The organism is Ramlibacter sp. (genome assembly GCF_035627355.1).
Classification (GTDB): Bacteria; Pseudomonadota; Gammaproteobacteria; order Burkholderiales; family Burkholderiaceae_C; genus Ramlibacter.
On sequence record NZ_DASPLW010000025.1, the window covers coordinates 53,387 to 73,715 of the forward strand.

Genomic DNA, 20,329 nt, shown 5'->3' on the forward strand with positions numbered 1-20,329 from the left:
GATAAATACCGCACACCCCACTGGAGGTTCACCATGCGCGCAATCCACGTTCTAGCAGCCGGCCTGTTCGCGGTTTCCGCCGGCGGCCTGCAGGCCCAGGGCCAGGGCTTCTCCGACAACGCCATCAACCTGGGCGTGCTCACCGACATGTCCGGCGTGTACTCGGACTTCTCCGGCCGCGGTTCCCTGGCCGCCGTGCAGATGGCGGTGGAGGACTTCGGCGGCAAGGTGAACGGCGTGCCCGTCAAGGTCGTCTACGCCGACCACCTGAACAAGGCCGACGTCGGCGCCAGCATCGCGCGGGAGTGGTACGACGTGGGCAAGGTCGACGCGATCTTCGACACGTCCAACTCCGCCGTGACGCTGGCCGTGATGGGCGTGACCCAGGAGAAGAACCGGGTCGTCATGATCGGCGGCTCCAGCACGACCCGCATCACCGGGGATTCCTGCACACCCAACAGCGTGCAGTACGTCTACGACGGCAACTCGCTGCCCAACGTGACCGCCAAGGCGCTGATCGAGCAGGGCGGCGACAGCTGGTTCTTCATCACGGTCGATTTCGCGTTCGGCCATGGCCTGGAGAAGTCGACCACCGAGGTGGTCAAGGCGGCCGGGGGCAAGGTGCTCGGGTCGGTGCGGCACCCGCTCAACGCGCCCGACTTCGCGTCCTTCATGGTCCAGGCCAAGAATTCCGGCGCCAAGGTGATCGCCCTGGCCAACGGCGGCACCGACATGGTGAACGCCATCAAGAGCGCCAACGAGTTCGGCCTCACCAAGGGGAGCCAGCGCGTCGCCTCGCTGCTGACCTTCATCACCGACGTGCACAGCATGGGTCTGGCGCAGGCCAAGGACATCATGCTGACCGAGGCCTTCTACTGGGACCTGAACGACGATTCCCGCAAGTGGTCCAAGCGGTTCTTCGAGCGCACGAAGAAGATGCCGTCGATGGTGCAGGCCGGCATGTACTCGGCCACCATGCACTACCTGAAGGCCCTGGCCGCCACCGGAACGGACGCTGCGCCGGCGGTGATGACCCACATGAAGGCCACGCCGATCAACGACTTCTTCGTCAAGAACGGCAAGATCCGCCCCGACGGCCTCCACGTGCACGACATGTACCTGATGCAGGTCAAGCAGCCGTCCGAGTCCAAGTATGCGTGGGACTACTACAAGGTCAAGGCCGTGGTGCCGGCGGACAAGGCGTTCTCGCCGCCGAACCCGGCGTGCAAGCTGGTCTCCAAGTAAGCGGGAAGCCGCATCGGCCCGCCGGGGCCCTGGAATAGGGAACCGGGCGCGGCCACGACCGGGCAAGGCCGGGTAATCCGCGCGGGGTCGAGGCAGACCGATCCGGCTATCGCTGCGCTGCGCCGGTCAGCGCGTGCGGCCGTGTTCAAGGAAGAAGCGCAGCATCTCTGCGCTCGCGTCCGGCCCTTGCGGGTCCGGCTCGGGCCCCCGCGGCCAGGGAGCCTCGGCTCGAGGCGCCGCCCCGCCCGCATGCGATGGCTGCGGATCGCCACTCGGAACACCGGCGCGGCGGCATCGCCGACCTCGCGTGCCTCGACGTCCAAGACGGCATCGTCGGCGCGGACCTCCGTCTGGCACAGCGCCCGCCGGATGGTCTCCGTGGCCGCCTGCAGTTCCCCGCGGCGGGTCAGTCGTGTGGCTTGCTGGATGAGGCGCTGGAACTCGGAGTTCATGCTTTCCTTCTGCAGAGGCGCCCGACACGGGCGGCCAGCACCGCAGGTGAGACCGGCCTGGCGCAGAGCAAGCCCCGCAGAGGAATCAGGTTCCTTCATCGGGCCGGACCACGGGAACGAGCCGCGTCGTCGCACGGCAGGCACGCGGGTGCGCATCGTGCTACCATGGCCGCTGCTGGACGTCTACAGACGGTCGTCTTCCAGGCCTCTCTTCTCCTTCCGCCGGACTTGCAACCCGGCGCGTCGTCGTCGGAATCCTCCTGATGCTCTCTGGCGTTGTGCACCGCGCGGCATGTCGCTGCGCGGCCATTTCCTTCATGGGAGTCATCATGGGAAACAAACTCTACGTGGGCAACCTGCCCTACTCGTATGCCGACAGTGACATGGAGCGTGCCTTCGGCGCCTTCGGCTCGGTGAACAGCGCCAAGGTGGTGATGGACCGCGACAGCGGCCGTTCCAAGGGCTTCGGCTTCGTCGAAATGTCCTCGCCCGCCGAAGCGCAGGCAGCCATCCAGGGACTGCATGGCCAGGACGTCGGCGGACGGGACATGGTCGTCAACGAGGCCAAGCCGATGGAGCCGCGTGCCCCTCGGGCGGGCGGGTACGGCGGCGGCCCTGGCCGCCGCCACTGATGCATGGCGCTCAGCCTGTTGCGACGGGCGAGCGTGCCCTGACTTGTTGTTGGCATCCGTCCGGGTGCCTGCAAAATCCCGGTGGCCATGCCTTGCGACCGGGACGCTCAATGCATGAGGGCACCGCCCGGGACCACGAACACGAGATCGGTGGCGGAGCGCACGATCATGGCGCGGGCGGCCCCGTCCATCGAGCGGAGCGTCAATTTCCAACGTCCACTCAGCAGCCTCTTGAGAGCCAGCACCCGATACAGATGGTGGTCGTCGACGAGTTGCAGGATGTCGTCCGTGCTCAGCTCCTGAACCGAGCGCAGCGCATACGCTTTCACGAGAAGCGTCTCCTGCGCTCGGGACCCCGGCGACGTTCGCGGTCCCGCTGAAGGTATGGCCGCGCGCCATCGGAGCCCTCTCCCGAGCGCTCTCCGGCTCGCCGGCGTTGCCCCTCCGTGGCTTCCTTTTCGGCTCCAAGGATCGTTTCGGAAGGCGTGTGCGGGGGCGGAAGCTTTGGCTTCATGGTGCGATCTCCTGCACCATCATGCGCTGGCGTGCAGCCCGGATCCTGTCGAGCCAAGAGAAAAAATAACTCGGGAAACGCGCCATCTGCTTTCGGCCAAGGCGCGCTGTTGCTTGGCCGATGCCTGCATGCCTGCATGACGATGCGCGCGTCAGGCGTAAGGGTTTGTATGCCGAGTCCGCCGGAACTGGTCTTCGCGGGGCATGCTTGCGCCATGGGCAACACAGACAAGCGTTCTGCGCGCAGGATGCACGACGACCACAGTCGTGAAGAGGCGGAGCTTCGCCGCGCGCAGCAACACGACGCGGGCGACACGCACCACCCCGTGCAGGACATGCCCTCGCACGGCGAGCAGCCGGTCGTGCATCACAGCCTCACCAAGCTCCGCCGCGACTACGAAGACAGGCTGCGCCGCGAGGCGGAAGCCTGGAGTCGTCTCCACGGGCTTCCTGGCGAGGCCGGATTCTCCCAGGAGGCCTGGGAAAGCTGGAGGGATGCGGTCGAGGAGCGTGAAAGAGCCACACGGCTGTTGATCAACAGCGTGATGGACGTGCAGTCCCGTGACTGACTGCGGCCGCAACCGGGCGGATGAGGCATCGGCGGACTTCGGGCCGGACCCGATCACCCGCGTGTTGTCTCGCCATGGGTCGGGTCTGCAAGCCTCCTGTCCTTGGACGACGGCGGTATGCGAGGAAGCCGGGCAGCAAAGCGGGTGCCCTCGGCCGTCGACGTGACTTCGATGTCGCCGCCATGCGCCACCGCGATCTCGCGCGTGATGTACAGCCCGAGGCCGAGCCCCGAAGACCCGGCGCTCCGCTTTCCTTCCGTCGTGCTCTCTTGGCGCAGCGGAAGGAACAAGGTCTTGCGGGCCTCCTGGGTGATCGGTGCGCTCTTGTTCCGGACCTCCACCAGCACCTCGCCACCGAGGCCGCTCACCCGCACTTCGATCGGATGGGTCCGGTCGCCGTGCTGCACCGCGTTCGCCAGCAGGTTGGACAGCATCTGCCCGATTCGTGCTCCGTCCCAGCGCCCCGCCAGGTCCCCTTCGAACGCCAGCTCGACGTGGCACTCCGGAACGAGCGTGGTCACCTCCGCCACGATGGCCGTGGCGAGCGTCCCCATGTCGGTGGGCGCGGGTGAGAGGGGAAGGGTGACGCCGAACGCGGTCTGGGTGAAATCCAGGATGTCCTTCACCATGGCGGACATCCGCTCCGAGGCGGTCAGGATGCGGGCCGCGGCTTTCGTCTGCGGGCCGTCGAGCGTGTCGGTCCGCAAGAGGTAGTTCGCGCTCATGTGGATGACGCCGAGCGGGGTGCGCAAGTCGTGCCCGAGCACGCCCAGCAGGAGATTGCGCGAATCGTCGACCTTCCTGGCGTACAGGGAGGCCGATTCCGAGAGGGCCTGGTCCATCCCCTCCCCGAACCGCGTCAGGGAATCCAGGTCACTGCGGCCTGGGTCATCCGTCTGCTCGGTCCATCTGCGGATGACAGATGCGCGCAGGGCACGGAACTCCGAGACGAGGTGGTCGAACGAGAAGCCTTGCTCGAACCGCTGTGTTGCGTGGTCGCGCGCCACGCGCGTGACGTCGGGCGCGTTGTCCGGGTCCTTGCCCCGGGACTTGTCGTGCTGCTCCTTGGCCCCTTGGGGCTCCCGGAGATCAGCGGCAATCGCAAGCAGGAGAAGCTTCGCGTGGTCGGCCAGCTCCTCGCGCGTGAAGTCGTGCGACGTGGCCACCCGGGTGCGCGCGAACTCCACCCACTCGTCGACGATCGAACCCAGCTGGTCCTCGATGAAGTCCGGAATGTCCATCTCCCGCGTTTCCTTCCGTGCATGGGCCGAGTTCCCTCGCCCGTCGTGCATGAGCCACCTGCCATGCCTGCGTCGCCCCGCTCAGCGCGGTGGTCCTCTACAGTGCAGATCGCACCCGCGTTTTCCGTCTCCTTGTCCACTCTTGCTGAAGGTGCAAGTCCATGACCACACAACCCAGTGAGTTCGGCGGCGTCGAGGAAAGGCTCCTCGAGAGCGCGCTCGATGCGACCCAGGGACAGTTCGCCCAGGCGGAAGCGATCATCGCCGCGCAGTTCCCGTCGCTGGAGGCCCCGGCCCAGGCCCACCTGACGGTCGCCATCGCCCAGTGCATCGCGATCAACTACCTGGCAGCGGCCACGATCCGCAACCTGCCCAAGGGTTGAGGTGCGCGGCCACGGGCTGGCGGGCTCCCCGTGCACCGCTAGTCGGCCGGCGAGCTAAGCGGCAGCGCAGCCGGGGGTTGCTCGTCGGCTTGCATGCGCTCCTTCACGAGTGCTTCGAGCTCCGTCGAATTCGACGCTGCCTTGCAGCCCCCTGCCGCGAAGGCCTGGCCGCCGGGCGGCGCCCCGCAGACCTTCGCCGCCACCTCAGTCGGGACCAGCATGCTGAGCGGCACCAGGCTTTCATCCAAACCGTTGTGCCGCGCGAGCTGGCCGGCCACGTCGCTGAGATCGACACTGACCATGGCCTGCTGCGATTGGACGCCGCTCGCCGCGAGGACGGCCGCGAGGGCCAGCGAGGGCGGGATGAGACGCGGATGCATGATGCTGCTGCAGGTCGGCAAGAAGCACCTTACGCCCTGGGATGGCGCAGCGCGCGGATTGCACCAACGGTAACACTCGCTCGGCTCGCGTTCGCCGGCTGCAGGGCGCGTCGCGCGTGGCGACTAGCGCGAATACGCGTCGAGCACGTAGCGTCGGACCATGCGGTGGCTGTTGAAGAAGGCCCCGTTCTTCGCGATGGCGCCCTGCATCACCTTCAGCCAGCCGTCCGGGTCCTCGTAGAACAGCGGCAGCACCACGCGTTCCAGCTTGTCGTACAGCGACGCCGAGTCGAGTTCGTCGTCGTGCGGGCCGTCCTCGCCGATCGCCCAGCCGGTGATGCCTTCCTCGCAGCCCTCCAGCCACCAGCCGTCCAGGATGCTCAGGCTGGGCACGCCATTGAGCGCGGCCTTCATGCCGCTGGTACCCGAGGCCTCCAGCGGCCGCTGGGGCGTGTTCAGCCACAGGTCGACGCCGCTGACCAGCAGCCGCGCCGAATCGACGTCGTAGTCGGGCACGTACACCACCGGGATCTCCGCGCCCAGTTCGCGGGCCCACTGGTGCAGGCGGGCGATGTGGCGCTTGCCCAGCTCGTCGCGCGGGTGCGCCTTGCCGGCCAGGGCGATCTGCAGCGGGTAGCGACGGGCGATGCGGCGCAGCCGGGCCAAATCGCTGAACAGCAGCGAAGGCCGCTTGTAGTCGGTCATGCGGCGCGCGAAACCGATGGTGAAGCGCTGCGGATCCAGCGCGCGCCCGCCGGTCCGCGACAGCAGGCCGATCAGCGCGTGCTTGGCTTCTCGATGCGCCGCCAGCAGCTCGCCGGCGGGAATGCGCTCGGCGTGCAGCAGCAGCTCGGGCTCGTGGCACCAGTGCGGCACGTGCTGGTCGAACAGCCGCCTGTGCGCGTCGGAGGCCCAGGTCCACGGGTGCACGCCGTTGGTGATCGCGTGCACCGTGTAGCCCGGGAACATGGTGCGCGACACCTCCGCGTGCCGCTGCGCCACGCCGTTGACCCAGCCCGACAGGCGCAGGGCCAGATGGGTCAGGTTCAGCGATTCCTCGCCGGCCAGCTCGGCCACGTCGAGCTCGCGCACCAGCGGCCCCATGCAGGCCAGCGCGAGCGGGTAGTCGAACTGGTCGTGGCCGGCCGGCACCGGCGTGTGGGTGGTGAACACGCAATGGGCCTGCACCGCGGCGATCGCATCTTCGCGTGATTCGCCCCGGGCCAGCCGGTCCCGCAGCAGCTCCAGCGTGAGCAAGGCGGCGTGCCCTTCGTTGAGGTGGTACTTGTGCACCGGCTGGCCCAGCGCCGCCAGCAGGCGCACCCCGCCTATGCCCAGCACCATCTCCTGGCACAGCCGGTAGGTGGCGTCGCCGCCATACAGGAAGGCGGTGAGTCGGCGATCCTCGGGGTGGTTCTCCGGCAGGTCGGTGTCCAGCAGCAGCACCGTCACCGAGTGCGAAGTCTGGCAGCGGCTTTCCACCCGGTATTGCCAGCCGCCGACCCAGACCTCGCGGCCGCGGATCGCGAGCGGTACCTTGGCCGGCAGCCGGGTGGCGTACCGGGCGGGGTCCCAGGTGGCGTCGTCCTCGACCTGCTGGCCGCCTTCGATCCGCTGGCGGAAGTAGCCCTGCCGGCTCATCATGGTCACGCCCACCATGGGCAGCGACAGGTCGGCGGCGCTGCGCATCACGTCACCCGCCAGCACCCCCAGTCCGCCGCTGTAGGTCCCCATGCCGGGATCCAGGGCCATCTCCATCGAGAAGTAGGCGACGCGGGGCAGCAGCTGTTCGGGTTCGGAGGTGGGCTTCACGCGGGCCACATTAGCACGCAGGGCAGCCCAGCCGTTCCGCGCCAAAGCTCGACCGGATGCGAATTTCCCCGACCGACCGCGGTGCTTGCGTCCCGGCCGACCCTCCTTTATTATCGACCGCTCGGTCGGGTAAAACCCGCCAAAAGTCAAGGAGAGCGCATGTACACGCAGGCGATGGACACCATGGGGAAGGACGAAACCGCCGCCAGGCCGGTCCGTTCGGCCGATGAGGTGCGGCTGCAGGAACGGTTCGACCAGCGCATCGATGCGGGCGAATTCATCGAGGGCAAGGACTGGATGCCCGAGCACTACCGCAAGACGCTGGTGCGGCAGATCAGCCAGCACGCCCACTCGGAGATCGTCGGCATGCTGCCCGAGGGCAACTGGATCACCCGGGCGCCCACCCTCAAGCGCAAGGCCATCCTGCTGGCCAAGGTGCAGGACGAGGGCGGTCACGGCCTCTACCTCTATTCGGCGGCGGAGACGCTGGGCACCTCGCGCGACCAGATGCTGGAGGCGCTGCACAGCGGCAAGGCCAAGTACAGCTCGATCTTCAACTACCCCACGCTCACCTGGGCCGACGTCGGCGTGATCGGCTGGCTGGTGGACGGCGCGGCCATCATGAACCAGGTGCCGATCTGCCGCTGCTCGTACGGGCCGTACGCGCGCGCCATGATCCGCATCTGCCGCGAGGAGAGCTTCCACCAGCGCCAGGGCTTCGAGAGCCTGCTGGTGATGATGCAAAAGGGCACCGAGGCGCAGAAGGCCATGGTGCAGGACGCGGTCGACCGCTGGTGGTGGCCCTCGATCATGATGTTCGGCCCGCCCGACGACCAGTCGCCCAACACCGCGCAGTCCATGCGCTGGGGCATCAAGCGGGTCTCCAACGACGAGCTGCGCCAGCGCTTCATCGACGCCACCGCCGAGCAGGCCAAGGTGCTGGGCGTGACGCTGCCGGACCCCGAGCTGAAGTGGAACGAGGAGCGCCAGCACTACGACTTCGGCGCCATCGACTGGGACGAGTTCTGGAACGTGGTGAACGGCAACGGCCCGTGCAACAAGGACCGCCTGGCCGCTCGCGTCAAGGCGTGGGAGGACGGCGCCTGGGTGCGCGAGGCGGCGCTGGCGTACGCGCGCAAGCAGGAGGCGCAGCCGCTGGCGGCCTAGCGGGTATTCCTCCTCTCCACCTCTTGGGGGAGGCTGGTGCATTTCTCCTCCCCCCTCTGGGGGGAGGCCGGGAGGGGGGCACGCACGGCGCTGAGATGACCGCCACGCGTTCCCCCACCCCAACCCTCCCCCATAGGGGGAGGGAGTCAAGACACAGGAGCGAACCATGAGCACGAACACCGAATGGCCTCTCTGGGAGGTCTTCGTCCGCAGCAAGTCTGGCCTGGACCACAAGCACTGCGGCAGCCTGCACGCGGCCGACGCGAAGATGGCGATCCAGATGGCGCGCGACGTCTACACCCGCCGGCAGGAGGGCACCAGCGTGTGGGTGGTGCGCTCCGACCAGATCGTGGCCAGCGACCCGGGCGACAAGGACATGTTCTTCGACCCGATGGAGGACAAGGTGTACCGGCACCCGACCTTCTACAAGCTCCCTTCCTCGGTCGACCAAATGTGAGCCCCATGGCCATGCAAGCTTCCATCGCGATCAAGGACGATTCCGCCGTGCAGTACCTGCTGCGCATCGGCGATACCGCACTGGTGCTGGCGCAGCGGCTGGGCGAATGGACCGGGCACGCGCCGGTGCTGGAGGAGGACATCGCGCTGGCCAACATGGCGCTGGACCTGGTCGGCCAGGCGCGCGCGGTGCTCACCCGAGCCGGAGAACTCGAAGGCCAAGGCTTCGACGAGGACCAGCTCGCCTTCCTGCGCGAGGAGCGCGACTTCCGCAACGTGACGCTGGTGGAACTGCCACGCGGCGACTTCGCCGTCACGGTGCTGCGCAACGCCATGGTCGCCACCTTCCTCAAGCTGCTGTGGACTCGGCTGCAGCAGTCGACCGACGCCGAAGTGGCGGCCATCGCCGGCAAGGCGGTGAAGGAGGCGCGCTACCACCAGCAGCACGCCGCCGACTGGGCGGTGCGGCTGGGGCAGGGCACCGATGAATCGCGGCGCCGCATGGATGCGGCGCTCGGCCAGCTCTGGCGCTATGCCGCCGAGTTGTTCGCGGCCGATGCGGTCGACGAAGCGGCGGCCCGCAGCGGGCTCGGCCCGTCGTGGGCCGAACTGAAGGCCCCGTGGGAGGCCGAGATGGCCACCATCCTTTCCGCAGCGGGACTGCAGGCGCCCGCCGCGGGAACCTTCCTGTCCACCGGCAAGCGCGGCGTGCACAGCGAGCACATGGGCTACATCCTGGCCGAGATGCAGCACCTGCAGCGCGCCTATCCGGGCGGCGTCTGGTGAGCCTCGTGAGCACCGATCGCGTCGAGCGCGCCTGGCAGGTGCTGGACACGGTGCTGGACCCCGAGGTGCCGGCCCTGTCGGTGTGCGACCTGGGCATCGTGCGCGAGGTGATCGACCACGGCGCCGAGCTCGAGGTGGTGCTCACGCCCACCTACTCGGGCTGCCCGGCCACCGAGGTGATCGAGGCCAGCGTGCTGGACGCGCTGGAGACCGAAGGCCTGGGCCCGGCCCGCGCCACCCTGCGCCGCGCGCCGGCCTGGACCACCGACTGGATCAGCGCGGAAGGCCGGCGCAAGCTGAACGACTACGGCATCGCGCCGCCCGGACCCGTCTCGCCCGAGGACGGCGTGCCGATCCGCATCTTCGGGCGCAAGGCCGATGCGGTGGCCTGTCCGCGCTGCGGCAGCGCCATGACCGAGCGCCTGTCGGCCTTCGGCTCCACGGCGTGCAAGGCGATGTACCGATGCCTGTCCTGCCGGGAACCCTTCGAGCACTTCAAGCCGATATGACGATTGCCTCGCCGTTCTGTCATCCCCGCGAAGGCGGGGATCCAGGCCGTTCGCAGCGAAGGCGGAAGCACTGGATTCCCGCCTTCGCGGGAATGACCAGGTCCACGATGCCGTTCCAACCGACATGACCACGCCACTCTTCCACCCCCTCAAGGTCCGATCCATCACCCCCGATACGGCCGAGGCCGTGGTCGTGTCCTTCGAGGTGCCCGAGGACCTGCAGCCGGTGTTCGGTTTCACCCAGGGCCAGTACCTCACGCTGCGCAAGGAGATCGACGGCCAGGACCTGCGGCGCTCCTACTCGATCTGCGCCGGCGTGGACGACGGCGAGCTGCGCGTGGGCGTGCGCAAGGTCCGGGGCGGCACCTTCTCCAACTGGATCAACGAGCAGCTCAAGCCCGGCGACACCGTGAACGTGATGGCGCCGCAGGGCCGCTTCTTCGTGCCGATCGAGCCGCAGGCGCAGCGCCACCACCTGGGCATCGCGGGCGGCAGCGGCATCACCCCCATCCTGTCGATCATGAAGACGGTGCTGGCGCGCGAGCCGGCCAGCCGCTTCACCCTCGTCTACGGCAACCGCAGCCTCAAGTCCACCATGTTCAAGGAGGAGATCGAGGACCTGAAGGACCGCTACATGACGCGGCTGGTGCTGCACCACGTGTTCTCCGACGAGCACACCGACGCGCCGATCAACATGGGGCTGATGAACCGCACCAAGATCGGCGAGTTCCTGCAGGGGCTGGTGCCGGCCCGGTCCGTCGACCACGCCTACGTCTGCGGCCCGTTCCAGATGAACGACGAGGCCGAGGCCGCGCTGCTGGCGGCCGGCGTGCCCGAGGACCGCATCCACATCGAGCGCTTCGGCGTCCCGCAGCAGGCGGCCGGCGAGGTCGGCGCGGTGGTGCACCAGGCCCAGCCCGGCGACGCCGAGCAGGCTCGGGTGACCCTCATCCGCGACGGTTTGCAGCGCGAGGTCGCCTTCAGCAAGGACCAGCCCAGCATCCTGGACGCCGCCTCGGCGGCCGGCATGGAAGTGCCGTACTCCTGCACCTCCGGCGTGTGCGGCACCTGCCGCGCCCGGCTGGTCGAGGGCCAGGTGCGCATGGACCGCAACTTCGCACTGGACAGGAAGGAAGTGGAGGCCGGCTTCATCCTGACCTGCCAGGCGCACCCGACCACCGAGCGGGTGGTCATCTCGTTCGACGAGCGCTGATGGGGCGCGGACGGCACGCCGGCTACGAGGACCAGCGCGAGGCCATCCTGGCCGGCGCGGCGCGGTTGTTCGCCAGCCAGGGTTACTGGGCCACCTCCATGAACCAGGTGGCCCAGGCCTGCGGCCTGTCCAAGGCCACGCTCTACCACTACTACCGTGACAAGTACGCGCTGCTGTTCTCGATCGCCGATTCGCACGTGCTGCGGCTGCAGCGCATCGTCGGCGAGGCGGCGCTGGGCACCGGCCAACCGCGCGAACGGCTGCAGCTGCTGATCCGCCGCTTCGTGCAGGCGTACGCCGATGCGCAGGATGCGCACTGGGTGCTGACCAGCGAGGTCCGATTCCTCGAGCCGGCCGACCGCCAGCGCGTGCTGGACCGCGAGCGGGCCGTGGTGGCCGCGTTCGCCAAGGTGATCGCCGGCATCCGCCCCGACCTGGACGAAGCCACGCTCGCCAAGCCGCTGACCATGCTGCTGTTCGGCATGGTCAACTGGATGTTCACCTGGATGAAGCCCGACGGGAAACTGGACTACGAGGCCATGGCGCCCATCGTGACCGACCTGTTCCTCGGCGGCTTGCAGGCGGTCCAGGCGCCGCAGGAGGCGCTCGCGCAGAATCGCTGACTTTGCATTTCTCCTTCCCCCTCTGGGGGAAGGCCGGGATGGGGGCATGCAGCGGCGGATGAACCGGCGCCGGGCGTGCCCCCACCCCAACCCTCCCCCAGAGGGGGAGGGAGACAGACAGGCAACCCTCCCCAGAGGGGAAGGAAGACAGACAGGCAACCCTTCCTTGGAGGGAAGGGAGTCGAAACCAAGGAGACCCTGACATGAGCACCCCCATCCTCCAGAGCTACATCGCCGGCCGCTGGATCGGCGCCGAAGCGGCGCAGGCGCTGCGCAGCGCCGTCAACGGCCAGCCGGTGGCCAGCACGCACGCCGAGAAGCTGGACTTCGCCGAGGCGGTGCAGCACGCGCGCAAGGTCGGCGTGCCCAACCTGCTGAAACTGGACTTCCAGCAGCGGGCCGAGCGCCTGAAGGCCATGGCCAAGTTCCTGGGCGAGCGCAAGGAGGAGCTGTACGCGGTGTCGGCCCACACCGGCGCGACCCGCACCGACAGCTGGATCGACATCGAGGGCGGCAGCGGCACGCTGTTCGCGTATGCCGGTGTCGGCGCCAACGAGCTGCCCTCGGGCAACCTGCTGCACGAGGGCCCGGCCATTCCGCTGGGCAAGAAGGGCGGCTTCGCCGGCACCCACGTCCTGGTACCGCGCGGCGGGGTCGCAGTGCACATCAACGCCTTCAACTTCCCGGTCTGGGGCCTGCTGGAGAAGTTCGCACCCAGCTTCCTGGCCGGCGTGCCCTGCATCGGCAAGCCCGCCACCGCCACCAGCTACCTCACCGAGAAGGCGGTGCGCCTGCTGGTCGAATCCGGCCTGCTGCCCGAGGGCAGCCTGCAGCTGGTGATCGGCTCCACCGGCGACCTGCTCGATCGCCTCGATGGCGCCGACGTGGTCACCTTCACCGGCTCGGCCGACACGGCAGCCAAGCTGCGCGTGCATCCCAACCTGGTGAAGCACTCGATCGCGTTCAACGCCGAGGCCGACTCGCTCAACATGGCGGTGCTGGCGCCGGACGTCACGCCGGACGACGAGGAGTTCGAACTGTATGTCAAGGAAGTGGCGCGCGAGATGACCGTCAAGGCGGGCCAGAAGTGCACCGCCATCCGCCGCGCCATCGTGCCGGCGAAGTACGTGGACGAAGTGGCCAAGCGGCTGAAGGCTCGGCTGGCCAAGGTCGTCGTGGGTGACCCCTCACTGGAGGACGTGCGCATGGGCGCGCTGGCCTCGCAGGACCAGCGCAGCGACGTCGCCGGGCGCGTGCAGGCCCTGATGCAGAACGCCGAGCTGGTGTTCGGCGAGCGCGACGGCTTCGCGCCCAAGGGCGAGGGCGTGGCCGAAGGCGCGTTCTTCGCGCCCACGCTGCTGCTGGCCAAGAACCCGATGGTCGACGACGCCGTGCACGACATCGAAGCCTTCGGGCCGGTCAGCACGCTGATGGCGTACGAGGACATCGAGCAGGCGCTGGAGCTGGCCGCCAAGGGCAAGGGCAGCCTGGTCGGCACGCTGGTGACCAGGGACCCGGCCACCGCGGCGCGCTTCGTGCCGGCCGCGGCCGCCACCCACGGCCGCATCCTGGTGCTGGACCGGGAGGCCGCCGCCGAATCGACCGGCCATGGCTCGCCACTGCCGCTGCTCAAGCACGGCGGTCCGGGCCGTGCCGGCGGCGGCGAGGAGCTGGGCGGGCTGCGTGCCGTCAAGCACTACCTGCAGCGCGCGGCGGTGCAGGGCTCGCCCACCATGCTCAGCGCGGTGACCGGCGAGCACATTCGCGGCGCCAAGGTGCGCGAGAGCGAACTGCACCCGTTCCGCCGCCATTTCGAGGACCTGCAGATCGGCGACTCGCTGCTGACGCACCGCCGCACCGTGAGCGAAGCCGACATCGTGGCCTTCGGCGGCCTGTCGGGCGACTACTTCTACATGCACTTCGACGAGATCGCGGCCAGGGACAGCCCGTTCGGCCAGCGCATCGCACACGGCTACTTCGTGCTGTCGGCGGCGGCTGGCCTGTTCGTCTGGCCCTCGCCGGGACCGGTGCTCGCCAACTACGGCCTGGACACGCTGCGCTTCGTCAAGCCGGTCGGCATCGGCGACACCATCCAGGCCCGCCTGACCGCCAAGCGCAAGATCGACAAACGCAAGAAGGATGCCAAGGGCGTGGGGCAGGGCGTGGTGGCCTGGGACGTGGAGGTCACCAACCAGCACGGCGAGCTGGTGGCCAGCTACGACATCCTGACGCTGGTGGCGAAGCGGGGGTGACCTCCCTCGAAGCCCTCCGCCAGCGCCTGCGCGACGCCGGCGCCGGCTCCACCCACGAGCGCCGCGTGCTGCGCCTGTGGTCGCACGCGCTGCCGCAGGACAGCGGCCCGCGCGCGATCGGGAGCTTCCTGCCCAAATCGCTGATCGAAGCGCTGCCGTCGATCACGGCCGGCTTCGGGTCATTGGCGACGCTGGTGTCGCGCCACCCGGCGCAGGACGGATCCGAGCGACTGCTGGTGCGCCTGCCGGATGGCCAGACCTGCGAGAGCGTGCTGCTGCCGCGCGGCGGCCTGTGCGTGTCGACCCAGGTCGGCTGCGCGGTCGGCTGCCGTTTCTGCATGACGGGGCGCGACGGCCTGCTGCGCCAGATCGGCAGCGCCGAGATCGTGGCCCAGGTCGCGCTGGCGCGTTCGCTCCGTCCGGTGCGCAAGGTCGTGTTCATGGGCATGGGCGAGCCGGCGCACAACCTGGCCAACGTCATGGAGGCGATCGAATTCCTCGGCACCGTGGGCAACATCGGCCACAAGGAACTGGTGTTCTCCACCGTCGGGGACGAGCGCGTGTTCGAGCGGCTGCCGCAGGGGCCGGTGAAGCCGGCGCTGGCGCTGTCGCTGCACACCACGCGAGCCGACCTGCGGGCCGAATTGCTGCCACGCGCGCCGCGCATCGCGCCGGCCGAACTGGTGGAAGCGGGCGACCGCTACGCCCGCGCCACCGGCTACCCGCTGCAGGTGCAGTGGACGCTGCTGGACGGGATCAACGACACCGACGAGGAAGTCGAGGGCATCGTGGCGCTGCTCAAGGGTCGCTTCGCGGTCCTGAACATGATCCCGTACAACGCTGTGCCGGACCTGCCGTACCGGCGGCCGCCGTGGGAAAAGGCGGCAGAACTGGCGCGCCGCCTGCACCGCCGCGGCGTGCTCGCCAAGCTGCGCCGGTCAGCGGGGCAGGACGTGGAGGGTGGCTGCGGGCAACTGCGCGCCCGGGCCGTGCGCGAAGTGCCGGTGCAGCGGCATCACTTGGGCCGCTCGCCCGAATCGCGCGTCTTGCCGTAGCTGTCGCCGGGCCGCTCGAACAACTCGCGCAGCAGCTGCCGCAGCCACTGCTGGGCCGGGTCGCGCGCCGTGCTGGCATGCCACACCAGCCGCACCTCGTAGTGCGGCGCGAACGGCAGCTGCCAGGTGCGAACGCCCTGCAGGCTGGCCGCGTACATGGCCGGCACGATGGCCAGCAGGTCGGAGCCGGTCACCAGCTCGGGCAGCGCACTGAAATGCCGGGCCCGCAGCACGATGCGGTCCGCCAGCTCCAGCTTGACCAGCATCTCCTCCACGCTGCTGTGGAAGGTGGCCGTTGGGGAGGCCACCGCCAGTGCCGCACCGGCCAGCTGGGCCTGGTCCAGCGATTTGCCGTTGCGACCGGAGGGCGGCTTCCAGTCCGGTGCGGTGATCGCGACGTACTGCTCGCGGAACAGCGGATCGGCATGCACGCCCCGATGGCGCGGCTGCAGGATGCCGACGGCGCAGTCGATCTCGCGCTCCTCCAGCGCCCGGGCCACGGCCGGCGCGGCCACCGCGATGTTGGTGATGCGGGTACCCGGTGCGCGCTGGCGCAGCGCCGCCGTCAGCCGCGGCAGGAACAGCATCTCGCCCAGGTCCGACAGCGACAGCCGCCAGGTGAGGCGGCTGTCGCGCGGGTCGAAGGCCTCCATGCCGGTCACCACCGCCTCCAGCGACAGCAGGTGGGCGACCACGGCCGGCGCGACCTGCTCGCACAGGCGCGTGCGGTGCAGGCCGGTGGGCGAGCGCACGAACAGGTCGTCGCCGAAGAATTGGCGCAGCCGGGCCAGCGCGTTGCTGGTGGCCGACTGCGACAGCGACAGGAGCTTGCCGGCCTCGGTGACCGAGCCGGTGCGGTGGATGGCCGCCAGCACACGCAGCAGGTTGAGGTCGAGCTGGCGGAAGTTCATGCCTGGGTTCGCGGCGCTCGCCGCCGGGTCATCGGATCGGTGAATGTACGTCACCCGCAGCATCCGCTTCGCGAATGCAGGCGCGCCCGACGACCGGGGGCACGCGGCGCTCTCCCAGGGCGCGCGGCGCTCAGAGGGCCATCTGCTTCACGTCCGCCAGCAACGCCTGCCGGTCCGCACCCATCGCCTCGTCCAGCATCGGATACATCATCTGCTCCTCCTTCTGGTTGTGCGGGACGAGGATCTCGAGCAGCGCCTGGGTCGCGCGCTCGTAGCCGGGGCCGTCCTGGCCGCTCACGGCGGACTGCAGCTGCGCCAGGATCGGCTGCATCTGCACGTGCTCCTCGCGCATCTGCACGCTCGGGCCACCTGCGGCCATGCCAGTGCGTTGCTCGAAGGCCGGGAACAGCAGGTCTTCCTCCATCTCGATGTGGCGGCGCAGCCGCCGCAGGAATTCCGAGCCTTCGCGCTCCAGCGTGGCCCAGTCGCCGGCCGCGGCGGCGGCCACGGCGCGCTCGGCGATGCCGTCGATGAGGTCGTGGTCCTGCTCCATGTAGATGCTGATCGTTTCGCTCATGGTCTGCCTTGGGTTGGATGCGAGCGCCTCAGGGGTGCTGCAGGTGGTCGAACTTGCCGGACACCCCCGTCCACTGCGCCGCATCGGGGAGGGGATCGCGCTTCTTGTTGATGCTCGGCCAATGGCGGGCGAGCTCCGCATTGAGCGCCAGGAACTTGCGCTGGCTGTCCGGCACGCTGGCGTCTGCGTAGATGGCCTCGACCGGGCAGGCGGGAGCGCACGCATCGCAGTCGACGCACAGGTCCGGGTTGATGACCAGGAAGTTCGGACCCTCATGGAAAGCGTCCGTCGGGCACACCTCGACGCAGTCGGTGTGCTTGCAGTTGATGCAGGATTCGGTGACGACGTAGGTCATCGCTGGCTCCGTTTCCCGTGCCGGGGACGAGGGGGCTGCGGATCAGGCCGGAGCCTGCTCCGAGGTGGTGGCAGCAGGGGCCGTCTTGACGACGGTGACCGGGCATTCGCCGGTGTTGCAGGGCTCGAAGCGCTTGCGGGTGGCGGCCATCGCCGACCAGCGGCGCACCGGCTTGTTGCCCTCGACCAGCCCTTGCTGGGCGGCGGTCGGCGGGATCGGCTTGCCTTCGGCCAGCAACTTCTCCACTCGGCGCAGGCCCAGGTAGGCGGCGCCATAGGCTCCGTTGAGCTGGCCCAGTCCGTTCGGCGCGACGTGGAAGCTGTCGCCGAGGGCGGTCTCCAGCGCCTTCACCATCGCCGCGTTGCGGGTCATGCCGCCGGTGAGCATGTAGCCCGGCTCCAGGCCGACCCGCCGCATCAGCTGGATCGCCCGTCCGCCGAGCGAGACCATGGCGCCCATCATGATGTCCTCGGCCGGGACGCCGTTGGACAGGTGGTTGATCACCTCCGATTCGGCGAACACCGCGCACACGCTGCTGATCGCCTTGGGCGAGGTGGAGCGCAGCGCGTAGGGGCCGATGTCCTCGGTGGTCAGGCCCAGGTAGCGGGCGGTCTTCTCCAGGAAGGCGCCGGTGCCGGCCGCGCACTTGTCGTTGAGGCGGAACGCCTTCACCCGACCCTCGGCGTCGACCTTGATCGCCTTGATGTCCTGCCCGCCGATGTCCAGGATGGTCCGGGTATCCGGGAACAGGTGCACCGCTGCCTGCGCGTGGGCTGTCAGCTCGGTGATCTGGGCGTGGCGGAACGGCACGGTGTAGCGGCCGTAGCCGGTCGCGCCGACGTAGATCACGTCCGCGCGCTGCAGGTTGCAGTTCTTGAGCAGGTCCTCGAAGACCGCCTCGGAGGCCTGCGCCAGCTTGAAGCCGGTGCGCCGCACCGCGGTGCCCACGACCTTGCGGTCGCCGTCGAGCGCGATGGCCTTGGTGTAGGTGGAGCCGATGTCCAGTCCGACAACGTAGATCATGTCCGTCCTCCTCAGGCCAGGGCCGCTTCGACCGGCGCGGCCGCGTTCGACAGTGCGTGCTCGCGGGCGAAGAGCGCCGCGCCGAGCGCCCCGCAGAAGTGCGCGTCGGGGCTGACGTTGATCTTCATGCCCACGGCCTGCTCGATCAGCTGCACCATGGCGACGTTGCGGCTGACGCCGCCGGTGAACGTCACTTCCGAGTGGATGCCCACGCGGCGCGCCAGCGACACGCAGCGGCTGGTGATCGCCTGGTGCACGCCCATGAGCACGTCCTCCGGCAGGATGCCCTTGGACAGGTGGCTGATGATCTCGGACTCGGCGAACACCGTGCAGGTGGTGGTGATGCGCACCGGGTTGCGCGACTGCTGCGCCAGCGGGCCGAGGTCCGACAGCGACATCTCCAGCGCGTACGAGGCCGCGCCGAGGAAGCGGCCCGTGCCCGCAGCGCACTTGTCGTTCATGGTGAAGTCGGCCACCTGGCCGTCGGGCTTGACGGCGATCGCCTTGGTGTCCTGGCCGCCGATGTCGATCACCGTGCGCGTGCCGGGGAACAGCGCCACCGCGCCGCGCGCGTGGCAGCTGATCTCGGTCACCTGCTCGTGGCCGAAGGACACGTTGTAGCGGCCGTAGCCGGTGCTGGCGATGCGCTCCACCTGCGATTCGGCCAGCCCGGCGTCCGCCAGCGCCGCGCGGAACGCGTCCTGGGCGATGGTCACCATGCTGGTTTCCATGTCGAGCAGCGCGCGGCCGACGAGCTTGCCGTCCTCGTCGAGCACCACCGCCTTGGTCTGCGTCGAGCCCACGTCGACGCCGCCGAAGTACCTCATGCCTTGCCTCCTGTCGTTGTGGTTGCTGGGGTGCCGGGTGCCGCCCCGCCGCGCTGGTGCAGCGATTCGAAGAACGCGTCGACCCGGTTCTTGATCTGCGCATCGGACCAGTAGCGCGGGTCGATCAGGTCCGATTCGATGTACAGGCTGGGCATGTTCAGGCGCTGGTTCAGGTAGTTGCGCGTGTCGGCCATGCCCGAGGAGACGAAGCGGCAGCTCTTGATGCCGTGGAACACGATGCCGTCCACGTCGTACTCCTTGATCTGCTGGGCCAGCCGCTCGTGCGCGAAGAACTGGTTGGAGAGCCCGCGCTGGGCGGCCAGCGCCGTGATCTCGGCCAGGCTCTCCAGCGGGCGCGACGTGTCGTAGACCATCTCGCCGGCGTCCATGCCGCCGGCCGCGAAGGTCAGGTAATCGGAGTAGGCGAACACGCCGCCCCAGGTCTCGAACAGCTCGACCAGCCGGCGCATGGACACGTAGCACGGCGTGCCGGAGAACAGCAGCCGGAAGCGCTCTTCCGCGACCCGGCCCTCGCCGCGCGCCACCTTGGCTCGCAGCTGCTCCTCCAGGCGGCGCATGTACTCCACGCCTTCCTCGGTGCCGCGGTAGACGTTCATGATCCCGATGTAGGTCAGGCCGTCCAGCATGGCGTTGTAGGGCGCCGGGCAGACCCGGTTGAGCGCCATCACGTTGTTCCAGTGGTGGACCATGCGGTTCACGCGGTCCTGCACCTGCGCCAGCTTGTCGAAGTCGAAGCGCCGGCCGGTGATGTTCTCGCAGCGGGTGATCAGGTGCCGGAACTGCGCCTCCACCCACTGGGCGTCGGCCATGTGCTGGGCGTCGCCGCGCCGCACCTGCCAGTTCGGCCCGCGCTGGCCGGGCAGGTCCAGCGTGAAGGTGGGCATCTTGAGCATGCGCTCCCAGATCTCGCCCCACTTGATGAAGGTGCTGCACATGTTGGAGGTGATGGCGATGTCCGCCTTCGGGATCTGGCCCGCCGGGTGCTGCTGCTCGCGCAGGATCAGGCCGACGTCGGCCTTGACGTAGGAGCACACGTCCGGCGAATAGCCGTAGTCCTCGGATTCGCGCAGGTACTCCTCGGACTTCTTGCGCACGCCGGTCTGCAGCGAGTTGATCTCCGGGAAGACGAGCTGGAAGTCGAACGCGCGCAGGATCTCCACCGCGTTGCCCATCACGAAGACGTTGGCGACCTTCTGGTCGCGCGCCTTGGCCTGCTCGAGGTTGGCGTACCAGGCCTTCATCAGGCGCTGGCCTTCCTGGATCGGGTTGAACTCGGCCTCGCCGGCCGCGGGCGCCGGGGCCCGTTCGAGTGTTTCGGTGTTCATGG

General features: G+C 68.9%; 22 protein-coding genes. 12 read left to right on the forward strand and 10 right to left on the reverse strand.

Annotated elements, in window-relative coordinates; all coding sequences use genetic code 11:
- Nucleotides 1-33 precede the first annotated feature (33 nt).
- A complete protein-coding gene (locus VEC03_RS07140; RefSeq protein WP_324913966.1) occupies nt 34-1,245 on the forward strand; it encodes an ABC transporter substrate-binding protein in 1,212 nt (403 codons plus the stop codon).
- A 781-nt stretch (nt 1,246-2,026) separates the two neighbouring features.
- Nucleotides 2,027-2,329, forward strand: a complete 303-nt coding sequence (locus VEC03_RS07145) for an RNA-binding protein (RefSeq protein ID WP_324913968.1) — start codon at nt 2,027-2,029, stop codon at nt 2,327-2,329.
- A gap of 107 nt (nt 2,330-2,436) precedes the next feature.
- Here the strand turns inward: VEC03_RS07145 and VEC03_RS07150 are convergent, their stop codons facing one another.
- Entirely contained in the window at nt 2,437-2,658 is a 222-nt protein-coding gene (locus tag VEC03_RS07150; protein WP_324913970.1) for a hypothetical protein, read from the reverse strand.
- A gap of 399 nt (nt 2,659-3,057) precedes the next feature.
- Here VEC03_RS07150 and VEC03_RS07155 point away from each other — a divergent pair, with 399 nt between their 5' ends.
- Complete coding sequence (locus tag VEC03_RS07155) at nt 3,058-3,411, forward strand: hypothetical protein (protein WP_324913972.1); 354 nt, start codon at nt 3,058-3,060, stop codon at nt 3,409-3,411.
- Nucleotides 3,412-3,464: 53 nt separating this feature from the next.
- On the opposite strand, the gene VEC03_RS07160 is transcribed toward VEC03_RS07155, so the two are convergent.
- Nucleotides 3,465-4,652 carry a HAMP domain-containing sensor histidine kinase gene (locus VEC03_RS07160; RefSeq protein ID WP_324913973.1) on the reverse strand — a complete coding sequence of 396 codons (1,188 nt, stop codon included), beginning with the start codon at nt 4,650-4,652 and terminating at the stop codon, nt 3,465-3,467.
- 161 nt (nt 4,653-4,813) lie between these two features.
- Between VEC03_RS07160 and VEC03_RS07165 the strand changes: the two genes are divergently transcribed.
- Nucleotides 4,814-5,035: a hypothetical protein gene (locus VEC03_RS07165; protein ID WP_324913975.1), complete on the forward strand. Its 222-nt coding sequence runs from the start codon at nt 4,814-4,816 to the stop codon at nt 5,033-5,035.
- Between the two features lie 38 nt (nt 5,036-5,073).
- Here VEC03_RS07165 and VEC03_RS07170 read toward each other — a convergent pair whose 3' ends face one another.
- Both VEC03_RS07170 and glgP read right to left on the reverse strand, forming a co-directional pair.
- A complete protein-coding gene (locus VEC03_RS07170) occupies nt 5,074-5,415 on the reverse strand; it encodes a hypothetical protein (RefSeq protein ID WP_324913977.1) in 342 nt (113 codons plus the stop codon).
- Nucleotides 5,416-5,538: 123 nt separating this feature from the next.
- Nucleotides 5,539-7,227 (reverse strand): alpha-glucan family phosphorylase, encoded by a 1,689-nt coding sequence (gene glgP, locus VEC03_RS07175; protein ID WP_324913979.1) that lies wholly within the window; start codon nt 7,225-7,227, stop codon nt 5,539-5,541.
- Nucleotides 7,228-7,386: 159 nt separating this feature from the next.
- Here glgP and paaA point away from each other — a divergent pair, with 159 nt between their 5' ends.
- The 8 genes from paaA (at nt 7,387) to VEC03_RS07215 (ending at nt 15,288) form a co-directional block, all read left to right on the forward strand.
- Entirely contained in the window at nt 7,387-8,394 is a 1,008-nt protein-coding gene (gene paaA / locus VEC03_RS07180; RefSeq protein WP_324913981.1) for a 1,2-phenylacetyl-CoA epoxidase subunit PaaA, read from the forward strand.
- A 166-nt stretch (nt 8,395-8,560) separates the two neighbouring features.
- On the forward strand, nt 8,561-8,851 hold the full coding sequence (paaB, locus tag VEC03_RS07185; RefSeq protein WP_324913983.1) for a 1,2-phenylacetyl-CoA epoxidase subunit PaaB: 291 nt from the start codon (nt 8,561-8,563) through the stop codon (nt 8,849-8,851).
- 11 nt (nt 8,852-8,862) lie between these two features.
- The gene (gene paaC / locus VEC03_RS07190) at nt 8,863-9,636 is read left to right on the forward strand and encodes a 1,2-phenylacetyl-CoA epoxidase subunit PaaC (protein WP_324914064.1); all 774 of its coding nucleotides are present in this window, start codon (nt 8,863-8,865) and stop codon (nt 9,634-9,636) included.
- A 5-nt stretch (nt 9,637-9,641) separates the two neighbouring features.
- Nucleotides 9,642-10,145, forward strand: a complete 504-nt coding sequence (paaD, locus tag VEC03_RS07195; protein WP_324913985.1) for a 1,2-phenylacetyl-CoA epoxidase subunit PaaD — start codon at nt 9,642-9,644, stop codon at nt 10,143-10,145.
- A gap of 124 nt (nt 10,146-10,269) precedes the next feature.
- On the forward strand, nt 10,270-11,358 hold the full coding sequence (gene paaE / locus VEC03_RS07200) for a 1,2-phenylacetyl-CoA epoxidase subunit PaaE (protein WP_324913987.1): 1,089 nt from the start codon (nt 10,270-10,272) through the stop codon (nt 11,356-11,358).
- Nucleotides 11,358-11,981, forward strand: coding sequence for a TetR/AcrR family transcriptional regulator (locus VEC03_RS07205; RefSeq protein ID WP_324913989.1), 624 nt, complete (start codon nt 11,358-11,360; stop codon nt 11,979-11,981). The genes paaE and VEC03_RS07205 overlap by 1 nt, the downstream gene beginning before the upstream one ends.
- A 203-nt stretch (nt 11,982-12,184) precedes the next feature.
- Entirely contained in the window at nt 12,185-14,233 is a 2,049-nt protein-coding gene (gene paaZ / locus VEC03_RS07210; protein ID WP_324913990.1) for a phenylacetic acid degradation bifunctional protein PaaZ, read from the forward strand.
- The gene (locus VEC03_RS07215) at nt 14,230-15,288 is read left to right on the forward strand and encodes an RNA methyltransferase (RefSeq protein ID WP_324913992.1); all 1,059 of its coding nucleotides are present in this window, start codon (nt 14,230-14,232) and stop codon (nt 15,286-15,288) included. The genes paaZ and VEC03_RS07215 overlap by 4 nt, the downstream gene beginning before the upstream one ends.
- Here the strand turns inward: VEC03_RS07215 and VEC03_RS07220 are convergent.
- The 6 genes from VEC03_RS07220 to VEC03_RS07245 all read right to left on the reverse strand — a co-directional run bounded on the left by VEC03_RS07220 (nt 15,249) and on the right by VEC03_RS07245 (nt 20,327).
- Nucleotides 15,249-16,199, reverse strand: a complete 951-nt coding sequence (locus tag VEC03_RS07220; RefSeq protein WP_324913994.1) for a LysR family transcriptional regulator — start codon at nt 16,197-16,199, stop codon at nt 15,249-15,251. The two genes, VEC03_RS07215 and VEC03_RS07220, sit on opposite strands and share 40 nt — an antisense overlap.
- Nucleotides 16,200-16,329: 130 nt before the next feature.
- A complete protein-coding gene (locus VEC03_RS07225) occupies nt 16,330-16,776 on the reverse strand; it encodes a hemerythrin domain-containing protein (protein ID WP_324913996.1) in 447 nt (148 codons plus the stop codon).
- 28 nt (nt 16,777-16,804) lie between these two features.
- Complete coding sequence (gene fdxA / locus VEC03_RS07230) at nt 16,805-17,131, reverse strand: ferredoxin FdxA (RefSeq protein ID WP_324913997.1); 327 nt, start codon at nt 17,129-17,131, stop codon at nt 16,805-16,807.
- Between the two features lie 42 nt (nt 17,132-17,173).
- Nucleotides 17,174-18,154 carry an acyl-CoA dehydratase activase gene (locus VEC03_RS07235; RefSeq protein WP_324913999.1) on the reverse strand — a complete coding sequence of 327 codons (981 nt, stop codon included), beginning with the start codon at nt 18,152-18,154 and terminating at the stop codon, nt 17,174-17,176.
- Nucleotides 18,155-18,165: 11 nt separating this feature from the next.
- Nucleotides 18,166-18,981, reverse strand: a complete 816-nt coding sequence (locus VEC03_RS07240; protein ID WP_324914001.1) for an acyl-CoA dehydratase activase — start codon at nt 18,979-18,981, stop codon at nt 18,166-18,168.
- The gene (locus VEC03_RS07245; protein WP_324914003.1) at nt 18,978-20,327 is read right to left on the reverse strand and encodes a 2-hydroxyacyl-CoA dehydratase family protein; all 1,350 of its coding nucleotides are present in this window, start codon (nt 20,325-20,327) and stop codon (nt 18,978-18,980) included. The genes VEC03_RS07240 and VEC03_RS07245 overlap by 4 nt, the downstream gene beginning before the upstream one ends.
- Nucleotides 20,328-20,329: the final 2 nt, after the last annotated feature.